At 61.1% G+C, this 22,165-nt stretch carries 19 protein-coding genes and 2 tRNA genes; 6 read left to right on the plus strand and 15 right to left on the minus strand.

What is annotated here, in order from left to right; translation table 11 throughout:
- Nucleotides 1-19 precede the first annotated feature (19 nt).
- Entirely contained in the window at nt 20-814 is a 795-nt protein-coding gene (gene modA / locus V8Z78_RS16130; RefSeq protein ID WP_003075262.1) for a molybdate ABC transporter substrate-binding protein, read from the minus strand.
- Nucleotides 815-911: 97 nt separating this feature from the next.
- Between modA and V8Z78_RS16135 the strand changes: the two genes are divergently transcribed.
- On the plus strand, nt 912-1,784 hold the full coding sequence (locus V8Z78_RS16135; protein WP_223305699.1) for a molybdenum-dependent transcriptional regulator: 873 nt from the start codon (nt 912-914) through the stop codon (nt 1,782-1,784).
- Nucleotides 1,785-1,948: 164 nt separating this feature from the next.
- On the opposite strand, the gene V8Z78_RS16140 is transcribed toward V8Z78_RS16135, so the two are convergent.
- The 4 genes from V8Z78_RS16140 to mdlC form a co-directional block, all read right to left on the minus strand.
- Entirely contained in the window at nt 1,949-2,977 is a 1,029-nt protein-coding gene (locus V8Z78_RS16140; protein ID WP_349731713.1) for a Bug family tripartite tricarboxylate transporter substrate binding protein, read from the minus strand.
- 30 nt (nt 2,978-3,007) lie between these two features.
- Nucleotides 3,008-3,979: a Bug family tripartite tricarboxylate transporter substrate binding protein gene (locus V8Z78_RS16145; protein WP_349731714.1), complete on the minus strand. Its 972-nt coding sequence runs from the start codon at nt 3,977-3,979 to the stop codon at nt 3,008-3,010.
- Between the two features lie 103 nt (nt 3,980-4,082).
- Nucleotides 4,083-5,024, minus strand: coding sequence for a ketopantoate reductase family protein (locus V8Z78_RS16150; RefSeq protein ID WP_349731715.1), 942 nt, complete (start codon nt 5,022-5,024; stop codon nt 4,083-4,085).
- A 28-nt stretch (nt 5,025-5,052) separates the two neighbouring features.
- Nucleotides 5,053-6,669: a benzoylformate decarboxylase gene (gene mdlC, locus V8Z78_RS16155; RefSeq protein ID WP_349731716.1), complete on the minus strand. Its 1,617-nt coding sequence runs from the start codon at nt 6,667-6,669 to the stop codon at nt 5,053-5,055.
- A 111-nt stretch (nt 6,670-6,780) separates the two neighbouring features.
- Between mdlC and V8Z78_RS16160 the strand changes: the two genes are divergently transcribed.
- Nucleotides 6,781-7,686: a LysR family transcriptional regulator gene (locus tag V8Z78_RS16160; RefSeq protein ID WP_057093506.1), complete on the plus strand. Its 906-nt coding sequence runs from the start codon at nt 6,781-6,783 to the stop codon at nt 7,684-7,686.
- A gap of 156 nt (nt 7,687-7,842) precedes the next feature.
- Here V8Z78_RS16160 and V8Z78_RS16165 read toward each other — a convergent pair whose 3' ends face one another.
- From V8Z78_RS16165 to V8Z78_RS16195, 7 genes are all read right to left on the minus strand, one after another.
- Nucleotides 7,843-9,012 carry an MFS transporter gene (locus V8Z78_RS16165; protein WP_280030935.1) on the minus strand — a complete coding sequence of 390 codons (1,170 nt, stop codon included), beginning with the start codon at nt 9,010-9,012 and terminating at the stop codon, nt 7,843-7,845.
- 374 nt (nt 9,013-9,386) lie between these two features.
- A tRNA-Met gene (locus V8Z78_RS16170) sits at nt 9,387-9,463 on the minus strand.
- A gap of 129 nt (nt 9,464-9,592) precedes the next feature.
- Nucleotides 9,593-9,669 (minus strand) — tRNA-Met (locus tag V8Z78_RS16175).
- Between the two features lie 73 nt (nt 9,670-9,742).
- Nucleotides 9,743-10,522: an enoyl-CoA hydratase gene (locus V8Z78_RS16180; protein WP_179626843.1), complete on the minus strand. Its 780-nt coding sequence runs from the start codon at nt 10,520-10,522 to the stop codon at nt 9,743-9,745.
- A gap of 96 nt (nt 10,523-10,618) precedes the next feature.
- Entirely contained in the window at nt 10,619-12,436 is a 1,818-nt protein-coding gene (locus V8Z78_RS16185) for a M61 family metallopeptidase (RefSeq protein WP_349731717.1), read from the minus strand.
- A 94-nt stretch (nt 12,437-12,530) separates the two neighbouring features.
- A complete protein-coding gene (locus V8Z78_RS16190) occupies nt 12,531-13,238 on the minus strand; it encodes a DsbC family protein (protein ID WP_003071046.1) in 708 nt (235 codons plus the stop codon).
- A gap of 128 nt (nt 13,239-13,366) precedes the next feature.
- Nucleotides 13,367-14,494 (minus strand): FAD-dependent monooxygenase, encoded by a 1,128-nt coding sequence (locus V8Z78_RS16195; protein WP_280007145.1) that lies wholly within the window; start codon nt 14,492-14,494, stop codon nt 13,367-13,369.
- A gap of 164 nt (nt 14,495-14,658) precedes the next feature.
- Between V8Z78_RS16195 and V8Z78_RS16200 the strand changes: the two genes are divergently transcribed.
- From V8Z78_RS16200 to ychF, 3 genes are all read left to right on the plus strand, one after another.
- Nucleotides 14,659-15,546 carry an MOSC domain-containing protein gene (locus tag V8Z78_RS16200; protein WP_349731718.1) on the plus strand — a complete coding sequence of 296 codons (888 nt, stop codon included), beginning with the start codon at nt 14,659-14,661 and terminating at the stop codon, nt 15,544-15,546.
- 106 nt (nt 15,547-15,652) lie between these two features.
- Nucleotides 15,653-15,976, plus strand: coding sequence for a hypothetical protein (locus V8Z78_RS16205; protein ID WP_003071054.1), 324 nt, complete (start codon nt 15,653-15,655; stop codon nt 15,974-15,976).
- A gap of 274 nt (nt 15,977-16,250) precedes the next feature.
- On the plus strand, nt 16,251-17,348 hold the full coding sequence (ychF, locus tag V8Z78_RS16210) for a redox-regulated ATPase YchF (protein ID WP_003071057.1): 1,098 nt from the start codon (nt 16,251-16,253) through the stop codon (nt 17,346-17,348).
- Nucleotides 17,349-17,977: 629 nt separating this feature from the next.
- Here the strand turns inward: ychF and V8Z78_RS16215 are convergent.
- From V8Z78_RS16215 to V8Z78_RS16225, 3 genes are all read right to left on the minus strand, one after another.
- A complete protein-coding gene (locus V8Z78_RS16215) occupies nt 17,978-18,346 on the minus strand; it encodes a DUF1428 domain-containing protein (RefSeq protein WP_003071059.1) in 369 nt (122 codons plus the stop codon).
- A 444-nt stretch (nt 18,347-18,790) separates the two neighbouring features.
- A complete protein-coding gene (locus V8Z78_RS16220; RefSeq protein WP_349731719.1) occupies nt 18,791-20,356 on the minus strand; it encodes a sensor domain-containing diguanylate cyclase in 1,566 nt (521 codons plus the stop codon).
- A gap of 202 nt (nt 20,357-20,558) precedes the next feature.
- Entirely contained in the window at nt 20,559-21,443 is an 885-nt protein-coding gene (locus V8Z78_RS16225) for a LysR family transcriptional regulator (protein ID WP_003071066.1), read from the minus strand.
- A 197-nt stretch (nt 21,444-21,640) separates the two neighbouring features.
- On the opposite strand from V8Z78_RS16225, the gene V8Z78_RS16230 reads away from it, so the two are divergent.
- On the plus strand, nt 21,641-22,153 hold the full coding sequence (locus V8Z78_RS16230) for a universal stress protein (protein ID WP_003071068.1): 513 nt from the start codon (nt 21,641-21,643) through the stop codon (nt 22,151-22,153).
- Nucleotides 22,154-22,165 lie beyond the last annotated feature (12 nt).

Consider the following 22,165-nt stretch of genomic DNA (forward strand, 5'->3'; position numbering starts at 1 on the left):
AGGAATTGCCGGTCAAGCGTCAGAAGCTATAACCATAGGAGCGGATGATGTCGTGCGCCTTGGGGCTGCGCAGGTACTTCATCAAAGCCGCGGCAGCTTCGTTGTCCTTGGCGCTATTGAGCACAATGGCGTCCTGGCGGATGGGTTCGTGCATGTTGCCGGGCACCTGCCAGGCCGAACCCTCGCGGATCTTGCCGTTCTCCATGACCTGGGACAGCGCCACAAAACCCAGCTGCGCATTGCCGGTGGCAGCGAACTGGTAGGTCTGGGCGATGTTCTCGCCCATCACCACCTTGGGCTGCACCTGTGCGCTCAGGCCGAGCTTGTTCAGCACTTCCATGGCAGCTGTTCCGTAAGGGGCCAGCTTGGGGTTGGCGATCGCGATATGCTTGTAGTCGCCGCTCTTGAGCACATCGCCCTTGTCGTCCACATAGCCGGCCTTGGGGCTCCACAGCACCAGCGTGCCGATGGCGTATGTAAAGCGCGAATCGGTCACGCCCTTGCCTTCCTTGGCCAATTTTTCGGGTGTGGTGTCGTCGGCGGCCAGCAGAATGCCGAAGGGCGCGCCGTTGTTGATCTGGGCATAGAACTTGCCGGTGGCGCCAAACGACAGCTCGGCCTTGTGGCCTGTATCCTTCTCGAACTCGGCCGCAATCTTCTTCATGGGAGCGGTGAAGTTGGCTGCCACGGCGACCGCCACTTCAGCGGCCTGCGCCTGCGCAGACCACAGGCCCAGCACGACTGTGCCGATCACGGCTGCAGAGCGAGCCAGTTGAAAGGAAAAACCGGTGGAGCGGGCAGTGATCTGAGTCATTGAAATTTCGCTATTCATTAATGGAATAGCGAGTGTAACGTGAATGAACAACTGAGGTCGAGCGAGGAAATTGGCTGTCAGGGCATGATGGCGGTCTATGTCAGACACAGAAAATTTCGAACAAGAACAATTGGATATGGCCGGCGACGAGGCTGTGTCGGGTGGCGCACTATCGTCCGACTCGGTTTCCCAGGCGCTGGGCTATGACATGGCCGACCGTCGCATTGCCATCCTGCGCGGGATTGCGCAAAGCGGCTCCATCTCCCAGGCAGCACGTGACGTGGGCGTGAGCTACAAGGCGGCCTGGCAGGCCATCGATACCCTGACCAATCTGGCTGGCGTGCCGCTGGTCGAGCGCAGCGTGGGCGGCGCCGGGGGCGGCGGCGCACAGATCACGCCGGCGGGCGAAGAATTGCTGCATGCTGCCGAGGCCATGATGCGCTTGCGCAGCGAGTTGCTGCAGCGCATGCAGGCCGGCACGCCAGGTGGCGGGCAGCCCAATCTGGGCCTGATGACCAGCATGCGCAATCAGTGGCCTTGCAGCGTGCTCAAGGTCGAGTCCATAGGCGGGCAGATTCGGGTCTGGCTGCGTGCCGCAAGCGATGCAGGCTCGGACTGGACGATTGCTGCGCGCATCACGCCCGAAAGCTATGAGCTGCTGGGTCTGGCACCCGGTGTGCAGGTGCTGGCGTTGTGCAAGGCCACGGCCGTCAAGGTCTGGCTGGGGCAGGAGCGGCCTGCGGGGTCCACGCAGCCCATCAATATCTGGCCTGCCGTGGTGCAGCGCGCGACCTATGGCGCAGCCACGGTGACGGAAGAGAGCCTGGCTTCCGACGAAGCCATCTGTCGTTTGGGCTGGGGTGCTCAGATCGTGGGCTTTGCGCCGGCCATGAGCGGGCTGGTGGCCAATGACAATGTCTGGCTGGAGGTGGCCGAGTCTGCGGTAGTGGTGGCGGTGGCCTCCCACTGAAGCACGACTTGCGCAAATTCGGATCTGACTCGGTGTTTTGTCGGCAGGCACGCCTGTTGAGCATTCTTGTTTGCACAAACCAAAAAATGACCGCCGGTCCTTTCAGACGGGCGGTCAAAAGGGAGTTTTCGGGCAACCGGACTCCCACGTTGAACTGAAATTTCTTAGTCCACTTTCAAGCCGATTTCCTTGATCAGCGGTGCAAAGCGGGCGCGTTCCTTGGCATGGTGGTCCACGAAGTCCTGGCGGCTCATGCGCGGCTCGGGCGTGGCACCCAGGCCCTGGATCACATCGACCACGCTCTTTTGCTCCAGTGCCTTGATCACGCTGGCGCGCACGGCATCCACCACGGGGGCGGGCGTGCCGGCTGGCGCGTAGACGCCGAACAGTGTGTCGGCGTCGAAGCCCGGCAGGCCGCTTTCGGCCAGCGTGGGTACCTTAGGGTACAGAGGCGAGCGGTGCGGGCTGCCTATGGCCAGCAGCTTGAGCTTGCCGGCCTCGACCTGCTTGAGGCCCGGGCCCGGATCGAACCAGTATTGCAACTGACCGCTGAGCACATCGGTCAAGGCCGGACCGGCACCCTTGTAGGGAATATGGCTGGCATCGACCTTGGCCGCGCGCTTGAACATCTCACCGGCCAGATGAGGCGAGCTGCCCGGGCCTGGAGAGCCGTAGGACAGCTTGCCAGGATTGGCCTGCAGGTGCTTGATGAAGTCCTGCACATTGCTCACGGGAAGGCTGGGGTTGGTTTCCAGAAACACATGCACGCGCGCCACGGCCGCCACGGGGATCAAGTCCTTTTCAGGGTTGAACGGCAGCTTGCTGTAGATCAGCGGATTGATGCTGATGCCGCCGCCGCTGCTCAGCAGCAGCGTATAGCCGTCCTTGGCAGAGCGCACGGTTTCGCTGATACCGATATTGCCGTTGGCTCCGGGCTTGTTGTCCACCACCACGGACTGGCCCAGCACCTGGCTCATGGTGGGCGAGATAGCGCGCCCCATCACATCGGCGGCGCCGCCAGGGGCGAAGTTCACGATCAGGCGGATGGGGCGATCCGGCCATGTCTGCGCCTGGGCAGCCGGCAGCAGGCAAAGCGCCATGCCCAGGCTGGCCCAGCCTTTGGCGATCAGGGCGCGCAGCGGCCTGTGCGCAGGCTTGCGCGAAGAGGGGCGTTGAGTGATGGGAGTCTCCATAGGTGTTTTCCTGTTTGTCATTGATATCGATCAGTCCAGCTTGATGCCTGCGGTCTTGATGACCTCTCCCCAGCGCTTCTTCTCGGAGAGCCAGAACTCGCGCATCTGCTCTGGGGTGCTGGGCAGGGGTTCCAGGGCCAGGGCCTCGAAACGGGCCTGCACGGCCGGCGTCTTCAGGGTTTCCTGCAGCGTCCTGGACCACATCTGTATGGTGGCGTCATCCGTGCCCCTGGGGGCGACCAGGCCCTGCCAGGCGAAGGCCTCGAAGCCGGCCACGCCCTGCTCGATGAGCGTGGGCGTCTGGGGCAGGCTCTTGAGTCGCTGAGCACTGGCCACGCCGATAGCACGGACCTTGCCGGCGTTGATGTGGGGCAGGCCTGCGGCACTGTCCACCAGCATGAAGGGAATCTGGCCTCCGATCACATCCAGCATGGCCGGGCCGGCGCCGCGGTAGGGAGCGTGGGTCATCTTCACGCCCATCTTCTGGGCCAGCAGTTCGGTGGCCAGGTGATGCGGGGTGCCCAGCCCGGGAGATCCATAGCTGAGCTTGTCGGGGTTGGCCCTGGCCCAGGCCGCAAATTCCTGGAAGCTGCGCACCGGCAATTCGTTGTTGACGACCAGCAGCAGCGGAAAGCGCGCCAGCAGGCTGATGGGGATGAAGTCCTGTTCGGCGTTGTAGGCCAGCTTGGGGAACAGATGCGGGTTGGCGGCCAGGGTGGCGAAGTCGGCGGTGAAGACCAGGTTGCCATAGTCGCGCGAGCGCGCCGCATATTCTGCGGCGATGTTGGTGCCGGCGCCCGGCTTGTTGATCACCACGATGTTGCGATGGATGGGCTTGGCCCAGGCCTCGGCTACGCCGCGAGCCACGGCATCCGAGCCGCCGCCTGCGGCAAAGCCGACCACCCATTCCATGGGCCTGGCGGATGCCTGCTGGGCGTGAGCCGCACCCAGCACGAGCTGCACACCGCAAGCAGCGCCGGCTTTGAGAAAGGTTCTGCGCATGTTGTCTCCTTGTTGTTGAATCCGTGGGCCCGGTCCCTGTTGTCTTTCTCTTTGTTTTGCTGTCTTTCCCGAGCCTTCGATGCGTTTTCGCCGAGTCCGGGGTCTATGGCGTGCGCTGCTGTGTCATGCTGATGAGCTGGTGCAGGGTGCGTGTCATGGGCGTGGCAATGCCATGCCGCTCGCCCGCGCGCACCACCGCGCCGTGGATGGAGTCGGTCTCGGTGGGGCGCCCCGCCAGCAGGTCCTGCAGCAGCGATGGCTGGTGTCCCACATGGTGATTCAGGGCGTCCTCCACCGTGGCCTGGATACGAAGGGCGTCCACGGCGATGCCATTGGCCGCAGCCACGGCAACGACCTCGTCCAGGACTTCGCGGATCAGGCTGCGGCCCAGGGGGCTGGCCAGTCCGTCCACGGTCTGGCGCGTGATGCCGCACAGACCGTTGAAGGCTGCATTGAAGGCCAGCTTCTCCCAGATGGCGGTCTCGACCTCGGGATCGATTTCGCAATGCAGTCCGGCGCGGTTGAGGTCGTCGCAGAAGTCCTGGAAGCAGGCGTCCACCTGCCCGGTGCGCGGCATGAAGCGGATCTTGCCGCTGCCCAGCGAACTCACTTTTCCGGGAGCCAGCAACCGGGCCGGCCATGTCGTCACACCCACGGCGATCTGCTGGGAATCGGCAAATCCGTGCAGGGTCTCGATATGTCCTATGCCGTTTTGCAGGCTGAGCAGCAGGGTCCCGGGCCCTATCAGGTGGGCAATGCTTTGCAGCGCGGCCTGGGTGTGGGCGGCCTTGGTGAAGATCAGCCAGCGCGCGGGCGGCTGCGTCAGCTCGTGGGCCTGCTGGGCCTGAACGTCGGCGTGCAGCGGGCCCTGGTCGGTCTCGCAGTGCACGCCGTGCTCGCGTATGGCCTGGAGCAGCTGCGCGTTGACATCCACCAGCGTGACGGGGATGCCGGCCCGGGCCAGCCGGGTGCCGAACAGGGTGCCCATGGCCCCCGCTCCCAGGATGCCGACAGTGGCCGCTTGCGGCTCTTGTGTGTTGTGCATGTCTTGTCTCCGAGAGCTCGGGGCCGGGTCAGGCGACCTCGACCTCGACCAGAGTGGCGCGCGGGCTGCGCAGGGCGTCCCGCAGAACCTGGGGCAGTTGGGCGGCTTCGGTGACGCGCACGCCGTCGCAGCCCTGGCCCTTGGCCAGGGCCACGAAGTCGATATCGGGAAGGTCCGTTCCTTCGACCTTCTCGCCCTCACGGTAGCCGAACACCCTGGAGAAGTCCTGCAGGGCAGCGTAGCGGCGGTTCTTGACAATGATGTAGGTGACCGGCAGCTTCAGATGGGCTGCGCTCCACAGGGCCTGGATGGCGTACATGGCCGAGCCGTCGCCGATGACGCCTATGACTTTCTTGTCGGGCTTGGCCAGCGCGATGCCTACGGAAGCAGGCAGACTGTGGCCCAGCCCGCCGCTGCACATGGTGAAGAAGGTCTCGGCAGCGTAGATGGGCAGATGGGCCTGGATGATGGAGCGCGAGCCAGGTGCCTCCTCGACGATGATGCTGTCGCGCGATCGCACCTGGGCCAGTGTGTGCATGAGGAAGGCATCGCTCATCAGCTCGCCCGGCTCGGGTGCCGCCGGGGCGGGTATGGCGGGTCGGGGCTGGAGCGCAGGGCGCGGACGCGCCAGGGGGCGGGCCAGCAGCTCCTGCACGCCCATGCGGATATTGCCCACGGCAGCGTCGCCCACGGGGGCCCAGGCGGCGATGGCGGGGTCCTCGATGAGCTGGAACAGCTGCGTGCCTTCGGCGATGAAGGGGCCATGGCCTTCGACGTGGTAGGTGAAGGCCGGTGCGCCGATGACGAAGACCACGTCATGGCCCGAGAGCCTGTCCACGATGCGCTCGCGCATGGCCGGCAGGAAGCCACCGAACAGCGCATGGTCCTCGGGAAAGCCACAGCGTCCGCTCATGGGGGCCACATAGACGCGCGCCTGGTGGCGTTCGGCCAGGGCCTGGACGGCCTCGAAGGCCTGGCTGCGGTCCACGGCCGCTCCGACCACGAAGGCCGGTGTGCGCGCACTCTCCAGCGCCTGGCCTATGCTGTCCAGCAGGCGTGGGTCGGGTCGGGTCTCGAAGCCGACTTTGCGCAGCGTGATGGGCTCGCAGGGCACATCCCAGTCATCGGCGGGAATGGAGACGAAGACCGGGCCGCGCGGCTCCTGCATGGCAATGTAGTAGGCCCGGGCCAGGGCCTGGGGCACGTCCTCAGCACGCGCGGGTTCGCAGCTCCACTTCACATAGGGCTTGGGCAGCTCTGCGGCCTGGTTGGAATGCAGGAAGGGGTCGAACTGCAGCAGCGAGCGCGTCTGCTGGCCGGCCGTGATGACCATGGGCGTGCGGTTCTTGAAGGCCGTGAAGATATTGGCCATGGCGTGGCCCACGCCGGCGGCCGAGTGCAGGTTCACGAAGCTGGCATTGCGCGTGGCCTGGGCATAGCCGTCTGCCATGCCCACGACCACGGTTTCCTGCAGACCGAGGATGTATGAGAAGTCCTCGGGATAGTCGCGAAACAGAGGCAGCTCGGTGGAGCCCGGGTTGCCGAAGATGCGCGTCATGCCCAGCTCGCGCAGCATGTTGATGACGGCGTGGCGTACGGTGAAGACCTCGGCGGCCTGGGCATTGGGGGCGGTGTTGGCAGGCAAAAAATTCTCCTTGGATGGGGCTGGCACTGGGCCTTGGCACTGTTGGCATCAATCCTGCCTTTGGAGATAATTTCCAGCAATTGAATAAATCATCTAAGAGATATTCGTTTAATGGATATATCAGGTCTGGATCTCAATCTCTTGCGTGTTTTCGATGCGGTGTTCCGCCACGGCAGCGTCAGCCGCGCTTCGCAGGAGCTGGGTCTTTCCCAGCCCGCAGCCAGTCAGGCGGTGACGCGGCTGCGCCATTTGCTGGGCGATCCGCTGTTCGAGCGCATGCATGGGGGCGTACGCCCCACGCCCCGTGCCGAGCGGTTGGCTCAGGCGGTAAGAACTGCGCTGGCAACGCTGGAGGTGGCCTTGGCAGAGGCACACAGTTTTGATCCCTTGCAGGCGAATCAGTGCTTTCGCATTCACCTCAGCGATATCGGCGAGGCGCGCTTCCTGCCACCGCTGATGCAGGCCTTGCGTGAGAAGGCCCCGAATGTGCAGCTCGAAACCCTGCCCATGCCCATGGGCGAGATTGCCGATGCGCTGGATCGCGGCTCGCTGGATATCGCCATCGGCTTTCTGCCTGGTGTGACGGGCACGCAGCAGAAGGTTCTGCTGTCCGACCACTACGCCCTGTTGCTGCGTCAGGGGCATCCTGCGCTCAAGGGTTTGAAGGCCGAGAGGCTGAGCGCTGAACATTTGCGCGGGCTCGACTATGTGGCCGTGCGCTCGCATTCCGAGACGCTGCGCATTCTGCGCAAGCTCGAGTTGCAGGATCAGGTGCGGCTGTCGGCGGCCCACTTCATGGCCGTGCCTTCCATCGTGCATCAGACGGATCTGGCCGTCATCATGCCCGCCGAGATTGCCGAGACCTTTGAAGCACAGGGCGGATATGTGGTGCTGCAGGCCGATCTGCCAGAGAGTGCTTTCGATGTCTCTTTGCACTGGAGCTGGCGCTTTGCGCAGGAGCCCGCGAACCAGTGGCTGCGGGCATTGGTCAGCGAAGTGTTCGGGCAGCGCAGATAAGGTGCTCGGCCCCCACACATGCCCGCTTCGTGTGGCCGCTGCCCCTGCGTCGGGCGCCCAAGCGGAGGCTTGTTGCCTTGGGCTGACTCAGCGGCAATAAAAAAGCGCCAGGCTATAAGGCTCTGGCGCTTGATGGGTCTGCGATGGCAGCTATCTTTAATGAAGTTCCTTGCCCTTGAGCTCGGGAATCAGAAAGACCGTTGCCAGCATGTCCAGCACATAGATGGCGGCCAGCAGCGCAATGGCCACCTGGAAGGAGTAGGCCATGGCCAGCGCACCGATGACGACCGGGCCCAGGCCGCCGACGGCGCGGCCGATGTTGAACAGCACGTTCTGAGCCGTGGCGCGGGCCTCGGTGGGGTAGGCTTCGCTGATGACGGCGCCATAGCCGCCCATCATGCCGTTGACGCACAGACCCATGATGGCTCCCACCCACAGCATGGCCGTGGCATCGGTGAGCTGGGAATAGGCCAGCACCGAGATCACGGAGCCGAGCTGGAAGATCAGGAAAGTGGGCTTGCGGCCGATGCGGTCGGCCAGCTGGCCGAAGACCCAGATACCCAGCGACATGCCGATGATGGTGACGGCCGTCCACACCGACGACTTGGTCAGGCTGAAGCCCATCTGCTTGGACAGAAAGCTGGGCATCCAGATCATGATGCCGTAGTAGCCGAAGTTCTGTACCGAGGTCAGCACGATCACGCCCAGGCTGATCTTGCGCGTGGCCTTGTCCTTCATCAGCAGCTTCAGGCATTGCATGGCCGAGGGCTGCTCCTTCTTGCTGCGCGCCACGAACACTTCGGGCTCATGCAGCTTGTTGCGGATGACCCAGGCCACGACAGCGGGAATGACTCCGACCAGAAACATGCCGCGCCAGCCTATCGAGGGCAGCAGCAGCGGGGTCAGCATGGCTGCGCCCAGCACGCCCAGCTGCCAGCCCAGAGCCACATAGGACGAGACGCGTGCGCGATGGCGTGCGGGCCAGGCTTCGGCGGCCAGGGCCATGCCGATGCCGAACTCTCCGCCCAGGCCGATGCCGGCAATGGTGCGGTAGATCAGCAAGTCCCAGTAGCCTTGTGCAAAAGCACACAGGCCGGTAAAGACGGCAAACAGCACGATCGTCCAGGTCAGCACGCGGATGCGGCCATATCTGTCGCTGAGCATGCCGAAGACGATGCCGCCGAAGACGGCGCCGATCAAGGTCCAGGTCACGAGAGAGCCTGCCTGGCCGGGCGTGAGGTTCAGGTCCTTGGAGATGGCCGAGAGCATGAAGCCCAGAATCAGCAGGTCAAAGCCGTCCATGGCGTAGCCGACGGCCGAGCCCATGAGTGCTTTCCAGCTGTATCCGTTGACTTCTGTTGGAGCGGCGGGCGCGGCTATGCCTGCCACGGCGCCTGTGGTTTGTGTGGTCACGGGAGAGTCCTTGAGCGAAGACGGACTTGGGGTGCCTGCAGGCCGGCTTTTGCAGAAAAAAGCAGGCCCTCGCTGGGCGCAAGACCAGCGCGCGGGCACGCAGCGTGCGTGCAGCATCCTTGAGGTGCAACGGGCACGAAAAAGTCCTTGAAGGGGAGGTTTGAGCGGCTGGAGCATGGCGGCGCGGACTGCGTTGATTTCTGCAGGGCAGAAAGAGCAGTGCGGCGCAATGTCGCCTCTGTAAAAAGCGAAAAGCCCCAGCTGCGTGAGCAACTGGGGCCTGGATTTGGTGGTCGTAGCGGGACTCGAACCTGCGACATCAGCATTATGAATGCTGCGCTCTAACCAACTGAGCTATACGACCGACAGCCCGCAATTGTATAGGAAGAAATTGCCTTGGCAGCCAAGTTGGGATTTTTTGTGTGCAGCCTGCAGCGGTCGCAGGGAGAAAGAAAAAACCGCAGTGCTCTTGCAAGCACTGCGGTTTTCTGTTTGGTGGTCGTAGTGGGACTTGAACCTACGACATCAGCATTATGAATGCTGCGCTCTAACCAACTGAGCTATACGACCGAAGACAGCGATTATATGCAAAAAATGGCTGCTTCAAGTGGTTTGCTGAAATTTCTTGCGAAAAATCTGGTGCTTACTGATGGGTGAAGTTGGCGGGGCGCTTGTTCACAAACGCGTCCATGCCTTCCTTCTGGTCCTGGGTGGCAAACAGGGCATGGAACAGGCGGCGCTCGAACATCACGCCATCGGACAGGCCGCTCTCGAATGCACGGTTCACGGATTCCTTGGCAGCCATCACGGCCAGCTGGGAGAAGCCGCTGATGATGATGGCCGCACCCAGAGCTTCTTCCATCAGCTTGTCAAAAGGCACGACGCGGCTGACCAGACCGGCGCGCTCGGCCTCGCTGGCATCCATCATGCGGGCTGTCAGAGCCATGTCCATGGCCTTGGATTTGCCCACGGCGCGCGGCAGGCGCTGCGTGCCGCCGGCACCGGGAATCACGCCCAGCTTGATCTCGGGCTGGCCGAATTTGGCGTTATCGGCCGCGATGATGAAGTCGCACATCATCGCCAGCTCGCAGCCGCCGCCGAGGGCAAAGCCGCTGACGGCGGCAATCACGGGCTTGCGGATGCTGCGAATGGTTTCCCAGTTGCGCGTGATGTAGTCGCCGCCATAGGCGTCGGCAAAGCTGTACTTGGCCATGGCACCGATGTCGGCACCGGCGGCAAAGGCGCGTTCGCTGCCGGTGATGATCATGCAGCCAATGCTTTTGTCGGCATCGAACTTCCTGAGCGCATCACCCAGTTCGTCCATGAGCTGGTCGTTCAGGGCATTGAGCTGCTTGGGACGGTTCAGCGTGATGACGCCGACTTTTTCCGCTTCCACGCGGACTTCGATGGTTTCGTAGGCCAAGTTTGTCTCCTGCTAAAGAATGAATGGCTGCTGCCAAGAATAACCGCTGAGTCTGGCTGCCGGCTGTCGCACAGCAGCGCCACTTTGGGGTCGGGCTCAGGCCGCAATGCCCGTCAGCCAGCGCTCTGCGGCGGCCTTGTCGCTGATTTCGAGCCCCAGATTGCTGATGGGGCTGGCGCTATCTGCATCCTCGCTGGCGGCTTTGGCGAGCAGCTTGCCCGGGTTCAGCGTCAGCTGCAGAATCTGCTGGTCGCGTGCTACCCAGGCCGTGAGCTGATTGGAGCCGGCCGCGTACAGCTGCACATCGTCCAGTTTGCTGATGCGCCAGCGCTGACCATCGGCCTCGACGGCCAGCCACTCGTCTCCAGCCATCATGCCGGCCTGCTCGGCAGCGCCGCCGCGCAGCACGGTCTTGATCTGCACGCTATGGTTTTCCTGGACGCGCAGACCCAGTTTCTGCGCCAGCTGTGCGGGCTCGGCCTTGCTCTTGATGCCATGCCGGGCCAGCAGCTCGCGCAGCGGCAGGTCCTCGGTGGAATGAACCCAGGCTTGCAGCTGTCCGGCAATCTCAGGGTTACCCGCTTCGCTGACCACGGCCAGTACATCGGCTTCGCTGATGGGGCCACCTTCACTGCTGCGCCACAGGCCGCGCATCACATCGTCCAGGTTGCTCTTGCCGTTGGCGCGCAGGGCCAGATCGAGGCACAGAGCGACCAGCGAGCCCTTGGTGTAGTAGCTGACCGTGTGATTGGCGGTGTTCTCATCCTGGCGGTAGTACTTGACCCAGGCGTCGAAGCTGGCCTCGGCCACGGACTGCACCAGGCGGCCCGGCGTCTGCAGCACCTGGTTGATGGTGCGCGTGACGAGTTTGAGGTACTGGCTGTTGTCCAGCAGTCCGGCACGGCGCAGGAACAGATCGTCGTAGTAGCTGGTGAAGCCTTCAAAGAACCACAGCAGCTCGGTGTAGTTCTCCTGCTCGTAGTCGTAGCGGGCCAGTTCGGCCGGGCGCAGGCGCTTGACGTTCCAGGTGTGGAAGTACTCGTGGCTGATCAGGCCCAGCAAGGTGTTATAGCCCTCGCCGGCCTTGGCCTCACCCTTGCGCGGCAGATCGCGGCGGCCGCAGATCAGTGCCGTGCTGTTGCGGTGCTCGAGGCCACCATAGTTGTCATCCACCACATTGAGCATGAAGACATAGCGATCCATGGGCGGCTGGCTGCCGTCGGCGTGCCAGAAGGCGATCTCGGCCTCGCAGATCTTTTGCGTATCAGCGAGCAGGCGCTCGCCATCAAAGCTGGGCGCGGCACCGGCCACCACGAACTCGTGGGGCACGCCTCCGGCTACAAAGCTGCCACGCCAGAACCGGCCCATCTCCACGGGGCAGTCCACCAGATCGTCGTAGTGGGCCGCCGTGTAGAGGCCGAAGCCGCTGGCATCGACTTGCGCAGGCGTCAGGCCGGTGGCCACCTGCCAGTCCTCGGTGGCGGGGCTGCCGAGCAGTTCCAGCGCATGGGGGCGGTCTTCCTGACCATGCACGCGCAGGCACAGGCTGGTGCCGTTGAAGAAGCCACGCCGGCGATCCAGCCAGGCGGTGCGCACCGAGGTGTCATAGGCGCAAACCTGATAGCTGATAACGCATGCTGAATCAGCGTTACAGGCGATTTTCCATTGATTCTTGCTGAGCTGTTGCACGGCCACGGGCTGACCGTTCTGCGTGGCCTTCAAGCCCTGCAGATTCTTGGAAAACTCGCGCACCAGATAGCTGCCCGGAATCCACACCGGCAGCGACAGCAACTGCTGTGCCGCAGGCTGGGCGATATGCAGCTCCACATCGAAAAGATGGGCGTCCACCGCGCTGGCCTGCACGGCAAAGTGGATGTCGGGGCGAATGCCGGAGGCATTGGGGGCAGAGGTCATGGCAGCTCCAGAAATGCGGGCCGGAGCATGCGAACCTATCGCAGCGTGCCTGAAATTTCATCAGATGCACGCTGCTCCGGCAATGAGACAGGGATTACTTGGCGGCGGCCAGGTGCTTTTCGACCTCGGCAGCCGAGATGGCGCCGGGCACACGCACATTGTTGGAGAAAATCACGGTGGGCGTGCCGGTGATCTTGTACTTGCGGCCGAAAGCCAGATTGCGCTGGATGGCGGCGGGGTCGCACTGGGCGGCTGGTGCGTTCTTGCTGTTCAGCATCTGCTCATGCCAGGCCTTGGCCTGATCCTTGGCGCACCAGATATTGCGCGACTTCTCGGCCGAGTCCGGGCTCAGGATGGGGTAGAGGAAGAGGTAGATGGTGACGTTGTCCACGCTTTGCAGGTCTTTTTCAAAGCGCTTGCAGTAGCCGCAGTTCGGGTCCTCAAACACGGCCATCTTGCGCTCGCCCTTGCCATGCACGATGGTGATGGCGTCCTTGATGGGCAACTGTTTGAAGTCCACGGCCGTGAGCTGAGTCATGCGGTCTTCGGTCAGATTGCGGCGCGCCTTGGTGTCGATCAGCTCGCCTTGAATCAGATAGTTGCCCTTGGCATCGGTGTAGAAGATGTCCGTGCCCACGCGTACTTCGTACAGGCCGCTCATGGGGGTGGAGCGCACCTCGTCGATTTTCTCGAGCTGGGGAATGCGCTCGGTCAGCGTCTTCTTGAGGTTGGCATCCTGGGCATGCACGCTCAGGCCGAAGGTCAGGCTGGCGGTGGCCAGCAGGCAGGCAACAAGTTTCATGGAAGATGTCGTGGGCTGCAGCGCGCTGCAGCGTGGAAAGAATGAGGTCGGCTGCCATCCACTATGCATGGACGGCAGGGCTGTTGCTTGGAGTACGGACTGAGCCAAGGGTTCCCTGAGCCGTCTTCTCAGAGCAGACCCATGGCCTGCTTGGCCATCCAGGACTTGAGCAGGCCGCTGCGCTCAAAGCCTTTCATGCCCCAGTTGCGCAGCATCTGCACAGGCACTTCGGGACGGGCAAACAGCTGCTGCAGACCGTCCATGGCCAGGCCCATGGGGGCCAGAGATGCCTTGCGCTCACGCTCGTACTGGCGCAGCAGCTTCAGATCGGCGGGGCTGCGCCAGTAGTCGCGCTCCTGAAGGATGCGTGCCAGAGTCTGCACATCGCCCAGGCCCAGGTTCAGACCCTGGCCGGCCAGCGGGTGGACGTTGTGGGCGGCGTCACCCGCCAGCACCCAGCTTTGTTGACTGTTCCTGTCCAGCGGTCCGCACCAGCGGTCGGCCACGGCCTGCTGCAGAGGCCAGGTGGCGCGCTCGGCCACCAGCTCCAACTGGCCCAGCGCCTCCTGGCTGATGGACTGCAGGCGAGTGGTAAAACTTTCTTCGTCGCTTTCCAGCCAGTCAGGCACCAGCGATTGCTCCAGCGACCAGACAACGGCCACTTCGTGACCGTCGGGACCGCCCATGGGCAGAAAGGCCAGGATCCCTTCCGGCGTGAACCACTGGCGTGCAATGCCGCCATGCGGCAGCTCACAGCTCAACCGGGTGGCAATGGCGTGCTGGGAGTAGGGCGTGACGGAGAACTCTACGCCGAATTCGGTACGCGTGCTGCTCGAGCGGCCTTCGCAGACAGCGGTGAGTGCGGCTTCCACCGGTTCCTTGACGATTTCCACCTGGGGTTGATAGCGCACGGCCTCGGCCAGGCGCTGCTCCAGGGCGGGGACATCGACGATCCAGGCCAGTGCCGGCACTTCCTGAGAAGCTGCATCGAACTGGACCTGGCCGTCCAGATCGCCAAACACCTGCATGCCGACCACGGGTGTGGCATCCTCGTCGTCAGGCCAGCAGCGCAACGACTGCAGCACAGTCCTGGAACTGGCATTGAGCGCATAGGCGCGCACATCCTTTTGTTGCGGGGATCGAGGCTGTGGCGGCGCCACCAGCGCCACACGCAGACGCTCACGCGCCAGCAAAAGAGCCAAGGTCCGGCCCACAATGCCGGCTCCACGAATACATACATCAAAGGTTTGCGCCATGTCCGGCATTGTAGGAGGCGCGGACAGGGCCTGCGCCCATAGAGGAAACCTCATGCCATGCGGTCGTCGACCGCAGCCAACTATGTTGTTGATAGCGGGCTGTGCAGGTCAGGCAGGGACTAGAGGGCAAAATGAGAGATGAATCCGTAATCGAAGGAGATGTGATGACCGACACCGCCTATGACGTGCAGGGCCGGATTGCCGAACTGTGGATCTACCCTGTCAAATCCTGCGCCGGTATTGCCGTGCCGAAGGCCGCGCTCTCGCGCCATGGCCTGCAATGGGACAGGCACTGGATGGTGGTCGATGCCAATGGCGATTTCTTGACCCAGCGCAGTCATCCGCGTATGGCGCTGATCAGGCCCGAGATTACGGACGAATACTTGCTGCTGCATTTTCCGGGTATGGACAGCTTGCAGATTCCTTTGCTGGTACAGGGCAACAAATGCCGTGCGCGGGTCTGGAAGGACACGGTCGATGCCTGGGACCTCGGCGAATGGGCCGCGCCTGCACGCAGCTGGCTGAATCGGGCTCTGGCGCAGGACTGCCATCTGGTGCGCTTTGATGGTTCGCAACCGCGCCGGGCCAGCGAACGCTGGGTGGGCGATGGCGATGCTCCGGTGCATTTTGCCGACGGCTACCCTTTGCTGCTGCTCAGCCAGTCGGCCGTGGACGAGCTCAATCAGCGACTGACGCAGACTGGTGAGGCAGCTGTCGATGCGCGGCGCTTTCGTCCGAATATCGTGATTGCCGATATCGAGGCCCATGATGAAGATCGTGTGGAACAGCTGGATCTGCCCCAGTTGCCCGGTCTGAGCCTGCTGCCCTGCAAGCCCTGTACGCGCTGCCCGATTCCCGATATAGACCCCGAAACCGCCGTACCCGGCACGGCAGTGGGAGATTCAATTTCCATCTATCGCCAAGATCCGCGTGTGGATGGTGCTATTACTTTTGGTATGAATGCCATAGTGCTGGGTCTGCCGGACGTTGCGGATGCTGCAGCAGAGCTGGCTGTGGGCCAGCAACTGGCGGGCAATCTGCGCTTTGATTGAGTGTGTAGGCCTTTGACCCTCAACGACTTGGGGCATCCCTGTAATAGTGATGCAGCAGAACCAGTGTCCAATAAGCCATTGGCAGCAGCAACGAGGGGAGGGTGGCATGGCTGAATTCAAATCTGGCGATTTCGTGGTTCTCACCGGCAGCAGTGCTTTTGCCGGAAAGATCGCTCGCCTGACTTTTCGTGCCCCTGACAGAGATTTCTGTCTGCCGGACGGTCATGGCCATATTGGCTGTGAGGCCGGAGACTGGGTGCTGGAGTTTGCCCAGAAGGTGCCCGCCTTGATGCGCAGCTGTCGGACTCCCTGCATGACCAAATATCTGTGCAGTCCGCAATCCCAGTTCCGACGGCTGGAGGAGACCGCCGGGCTGGAGCAACTGTTTGGCCCCATGCGACAGAGTTCGCCGGCGTTGACCGCTGATTGATCCGACATTTCCCGGACTTTTTCTCCCAAGCCTGTCTTTGCGCAGGCTTTTTTGCTTTCTGGCCGGAACAGCGGCGCAATCTACCGCAGATGAGCAGAGATTGCCGGGTCATTACAATCGGGGGCTTTCCGTGGCCAAACCGGGACGAAACTCTGGGTGAACAGAGTGCCTATGGGTCACGCTTCAAAAGAACCGGATTCGCGACGATGCGGATCGGGCACTTCCGCCACATGGGTGTGGTGCCGGGTAGTGCATTGATACATAAGGAATTTCCATGAGCCTCAAATGCGGCATCGTGGGCCTGCCCAACGTGGGCAAGTCCACTCTTTTCAACGCGCTGACCAAGGCCGGCATCGCCGCCGAGAACTATCCCTTCTGCACGATCGAGCCCAACACCGGCGTGGTGGAAGTGCCCGATCCGCGTCTGGATCAGCTCTCCGAGGTCGTCAAGCCCGAGCGCATCGTTCCCGCTATCGTGGAATTCGTGGACATCGCCGGCCTGGTGGCTGGTGCTTCCAAGGGCGAAGGACTGGGCAACCAGTTCCTGGCCCATATCCGTGAAACCGATGCCATCGTCAACGTGGTGCGCTGCTTTGAAGATCCCAACGTGATTCACGTGGCGGGCAAGGTGGACCCGATTTCCGACATCGAAGTCATCCAGACCGAGTTGTGCCTGGCCGACCTGGCCACGGTGGAAAAGGCTTTGAATCGCTACAGCAAGGCCGCCAAGTCCGGTAACGACAAGGAAGCCGCCAAGCTGGTGGCACTGCTGACTCCCATTCAGGCAGCCCTGAATGAAGGCAAGCCCGCCCGTGTGGTGTCGGTGTCCAAGGAAGATGCACCCCTGCTCAAGCCTTTCTGCCTGATCACTGCCAAGCCCGCCATGTTTGTGGGCAACGTGTCCGAAGACGGCTTTGAAAACAATCCTTTTCTGGATCGTCTCAAGGAATATGCAGAAGCTCAGGGCGCACCGGTGGTCGCCATCTGCGCCAAGATCGAGGCCGAGATGGCCGAGATGGAAGACGAAGACCGCGATATGTTCCTGCAGGAGCTGGGTCTGGAAGAGCCTGGCCTGAATCGCCTGATTCGTGCTGGCTTCAAGCTGCTGGGCCTGCAGACCTATTTCACCGCCGGTGAAAAGGAAGTGCGTGCCTGGACTGTGCGTGTCGGCGCTACGGCTCCCCAGGCTGCGGGCGTGATTCACGGTGACTTCGAGCGCGGTTTCATTCGTGCCCAGACCATTGCCTTTGAAGACTTCGTCGCTTTCAAGGGCGAACAGGGTGCCAAGGATGCCGGCAAGATGCGCGCCGAAGGCAAGGAGTACATCGTCAGGGACGGCGATGTGATGAACTTCCTGTTCTCCCCCAAATAAGCACGATTGACATGCACCCTGGCCACATATGGGTGTCCATGTGTGCCCAGGTGCCATCGTCATCGAAGGGCGTAACCGGCAGATGCTTGCGGCGGCATTGTTGAATCAATCAGTGTCGCGGCCGCAGTCCAGCCCCGCTATCGAGCACCAACGAACGCAGTACAAGGCAGCGCTCAGCTCCGGCTTTGTGCCGGAGGCGGCGATAGCCGGTATCGGCAGGCGGTGCATCAATCCAGCGAGGGCGGGCTGCTTCTGCTTGCTGAGTCCACCGGACTCAAATTCCCGGGGCGGCGGTACCGCCGCAATTGCAGGCACAACCCACGGCGATAAGTAGCGGTTGCCCATCACGGCTTGTGGAGCTCATGACGCACAGCCCCCTGCATGTCGCCCCACCACACCCATCACTCGCCCGAGAGAGAATGCCCGGATGCGCAAAGGCGATGTCTTTGTGCATCGCGATGAGAGCGACTGCAGCATGCAGGCGCTTTGGACGCAAGGCATGCCATGGCTGGCGCGGGGATCACCGGCGCAGCTAGGTGGAGACCAAGCTGCATTGCATCAAGCAACTGGTGAGAGGGTGATGTCGCCTGGGCTTGAACCTGACAGCTCAATGAGCTGAATATCAGACCTCAGGGCTTCACTTCGACGACCTGCTCGAAACCCCCAAAGATCATGCGCTTGCCGTCGAAGGGCATGGGCGGGTTGCCGGGGGCGGATGGGTCCATGCGTGGGTCTTCCATCATCTTCTTCATGGCTGCGTCGCGCGTGGCCTTGTCCGGCCATTCGACCCATGAAAAAGCCACCGTCTCCTCGGCCGTGGCCTGAACCGAGCGGCGGAAGTCGGTAACTTTGCCATCGGGGACGTCATCTCCCCAAGCCTCGATCACCCTGATTGCGCCCAGCTCGATGAATATCGGGTCGAGCTTGCGCGCGTGCTCTATGAACTTCTGCTTGTTGGCAGTGGGGACAGCGATCACGAAACCATCGATATATGACATCTCTTCACTCCTGCTGAATTGACCGTTAGATGCGGAGCTGGCGCCGCACTCACAATGCCCGCAGGGCCGGTGGCAGCAGTGCTCTCAGCCTGGACCCCTTGAGCTCGCAGATCACGCTCCAGCAATCAGGCTGAGCATGGCCTTTCAACATTGCCTGTGGCGACCGGGAACCTGAGCAGCCAATGCACATGCAGCCTGCTCCTCAACTCGATGTCGGTCGAGTGGTTCGCTGGGAACGTAGTGGCAGTTTTCGCGTTGATCGTAAGGCAGCTCACCAGCGCAGAAGCTGAAGTTTGTGACAGACAGCTTCTGGCCGTCGGCAAGAGCCGTTGCGGCCTTTGCTGCAGCCAAGACAAGCAGACATTGTTGAGCGGCATTGCAACCTTTCGTCATTCTTTCTTAGGTTCATCGAGCACCAGCACTGGTCCTACTTCCAGGACGGATTCAGATCAGGGACTGGCTATGGCTTTGCGTTGTGTCCCGAAAGTCTGCTGCTCGCTGTGTCGGACTTTTGGTGAATACAACAACTTTGTTGCGACCTGTCGTCTTGGCCTTGTACAGCGCCTCATCGGCCGAACGGATCACCGAGGCTACGTCTGCATCGTGTTCTGGCTCCCATGCCGCACAACCAATGCTGACGGTGATGTAGCCGAATTCGCTTCCGGAGTGCTCGACAGAGAGTTGCGAAACGGCGGCGCGGATGCTTTCTGCAAGGCATGAAGCGCCCTCTAGAGACGTATCCGGCAAAACAACGATGAACTCCTCGCCTCCGTAACGAGCTGCGATATCTCCCGGCCTGCGAATATTGTCACCAATGCATTTGGCTATGGTTGCGATGACGTCATCCCCAGCTTGGTGTCCGTATGTGTCGTTGTAGGCCTTGAACCTGTCAATGTCGACGAATAGCAATGAAAAAATACTATGGTTTCGTCTTGCCCTGTGCCATTCCTGATCCAGCATTTCGTCGAGTCTGCGGCGGTTGTTCAAGCCCGTCAGCCCATCGGTACGAGCTAGCAGAGCTAGCTCCGACTCGGCATGTATTCGTCGCTTGAGCTGTGTCACGAAAGCAAAGGACAAGCCGATAAAGGCCGCTGTGAGCACCCCCATCAGACAGGCAATGATCAGTGCACGTTTTCGCCAAGCCGTGAAAATATCGGAGTGCGCTTTCGCGACCATGATAATGAACGGCAAGCTCGGAAGATTCTTGAAGTAGTACAGGCGATGAGTGCCATCGAGGTAGGAGGTATCTGAAAAGCTGCCCTCAGGTTCAGCAATGAACCGCTTGAATGTGCTTGCGTTTCGTATATTGCGCCCTATGACCTTGGCATCAAAGGGTTGGCGCATCATCATCGCACCATCTTTTCTTATCAATGCGAGCGATCCATTCTCACCCAGCGATAGCCCGGAAAATAGTTTTCTGAAATATTCAAGCTGGACATCGATCAGCACTACGCCTGCGAAAGAGCCGTCTGCATGAGAAATCCGACGGCTCAGGGGAATGCTCAAGGCGCCGCCATGTAGCGGCGATGCGTATGGATCTCCCACATAGAGTCCCTTGGCTGAATTTTCTCGATGTACGGTGAAGAAATCATGGCCAGATAAGTTGACATTGCCCGGGTTGACTTTTTGTGCATCGATGGCAATGTTTCCCTCGGTATCCAAGATCAGAATTGATCCCAAATAGGATGCAGTCGCAGCTTTGTCGAACAAGGCAACTTCGCGCAGATGTGGCGATGCCGCCATCACTTCGGGATCGTTCAATCCATCAATCACGGCCTGCAATGACAGCGAATAGAGCTCGAGATTTCTAACCACATCATTTTCGGCGAGAAGAGCCACATTACGCGATGTTTCCACCGCGTGCTTCATGGTGTCCAGTCGACTTTGATAAAGAGCAGCCGCGCAGATCGCCGCCATCGAGAGCGCAATTGCTCCAGCCACGAAGAGCATTGCATAGGAGATGCTGGAGAAGTGACTACGATCAATAGCAAACCAATGAGTTGATTTCATATTGTCTAAGCACCTGCACTGGTGATATCGAGCTTGTAAAGATTGTGCTTGAATAAGTCAGCACAGCGCTTTTTTCACATTTCACAACAGTCTGCTTTGATGGCTCTTGGGGATTTCGGCCATAGACGGTTTGTGATCGCAGGGGCGAGTTTCATCACACCTCGTTCGCCGATAGTGCCGAGCGCTTGCTTTTCGAGGAAATCTAGCCTCTGGTCGAAAAAAGCTTTTGCACCAGCGGATGCAGTACCTTCCTGCTTGCACCAATCGCGAAGAAGTGCTCCTCCACGCCCTCGCAATCGCCCAAACGCTTCACCTCATATCGGGTCGTCAAGTCTTCGTGAACCAAGCTGGCCATTGGAAAGACACCCATGCCAGCTGCTCCAAACGTCTTGAGCAGTGCACTGTCCTCGAACTCGCCTATGACATGCGGTTTGATGGATTCTCGTTCAAACCATTGATCAAGCCTTGCGCGCACTGCCGCATGGGCCGTTGGCAGAAGTACGGGAACTTTGGCCAGAGACTGCGGAAAGTCTTGCCGAGCTGCTGCAAACAAGGAGGCAGGTGCGTACCAGGCCAATGGGGATGAGCCCAGAGAGTGGCTATAGACCTTGAGGTTGGGGTTTGGAGGAGCTGCCCGGTCGGCAAGAACGACATCAAGTCGATGCAAGGCCAGGTCGGCCAGCAAATCCTCGAATTCGTCAACCAAGCACAAAAGTCGAAGATGGGGTTCCTGCATCACAGGTTGCATCAGGCTTCGCACCGCCAGTTCGGGCAACTCGTCGGCGATACCGACGATCAAACGCATGGTCGGCATGCCCACTGCGTCACGCACTACCGCAGGCAGCTGTTCCCCTAGCTGGAAGATTTGCTCTGCCTGTCGCATGGCGGCAAGTCCTGCGTCTGTCAGGACAACGCCTCGCCCTGCAGGTTTGAGCAGTGCATAGCCCAGTGACCGCTCCAGCTCACGAACCTGGGTGCTAACAGTTTGTACAGCCATGCCCAGGCGCTCGGCAGCACGGGCCATGCCTCCTTCTTTGGCGACAACCCAAAAATAATAAAGGTGCCTGTAACTGAAGCCAGGGCTCATTGTTCGGCTTTTCGGAGCTATTGCTTCCGAATTATCTGCTTTTATTAAATTGCTGCATCGCTATCGTTGGTGTTGTCCAGGGCCAGGAGAAGTGCTCGGCAGAGAACCTTCGAATCAGAAGGCGCAAGCGGTCTTTGAACGAGGATTCACTCAGGTGAGTCACTGCACCAAGCAGCTCACCTCAAAGGAGAAGCACCATGCTGAGAGTTCTTGTCCCGTCAGACGGATCAGCCAATTCGTTGTTTGCAATACGTCACGTGATCGACGAGTTCAGGAAGAGCGAAGATCTGGAGATTCATCTCCTGAACGTGCAGCCGCCATTCTCGAAACTCATCACCGATTACTCAAGCAGGAGTGACAGGATGGAGTTTCACCACGAGCAGACGGAGTCGGCGCTCTTGACCACTCGACGAATGCTGGATGCCGCCGGGATTCCATATGCTGTCCACTCGGAAGTCGGGAACAAGGTCGACTGCATTGTGGATGTCGCGCGCAGGCTCCATTGCGACCTGATTGTCATGAGTACGGCACGCAAGAGCTCCTTGGTGCGTCTTATCGAGAATTCAGTGACGAATCAGGTGCTGGAGCGAACCAGCGTGCCTGTAGAGGTGATCCCGGGTGGGCCTGCCTCGAAACTGGAGCGCATTGGTATTCCAGCGGGAGTCGGTGCCGGAGCGGGCATTGTGGCTCTATGGATGGCTTCCAGTTAAGAGCTCGACAGC

This window comes from Comamonas sp. wu1-DMT (assembly GCF_040187805.1).
Classification (GTDB): Bacteria; Pseudomonadota; Gammaproteobacteria; order Burkholderiales; family Burkholderiaceae_C; genus Comamonas; species Comamonas thiooxydans.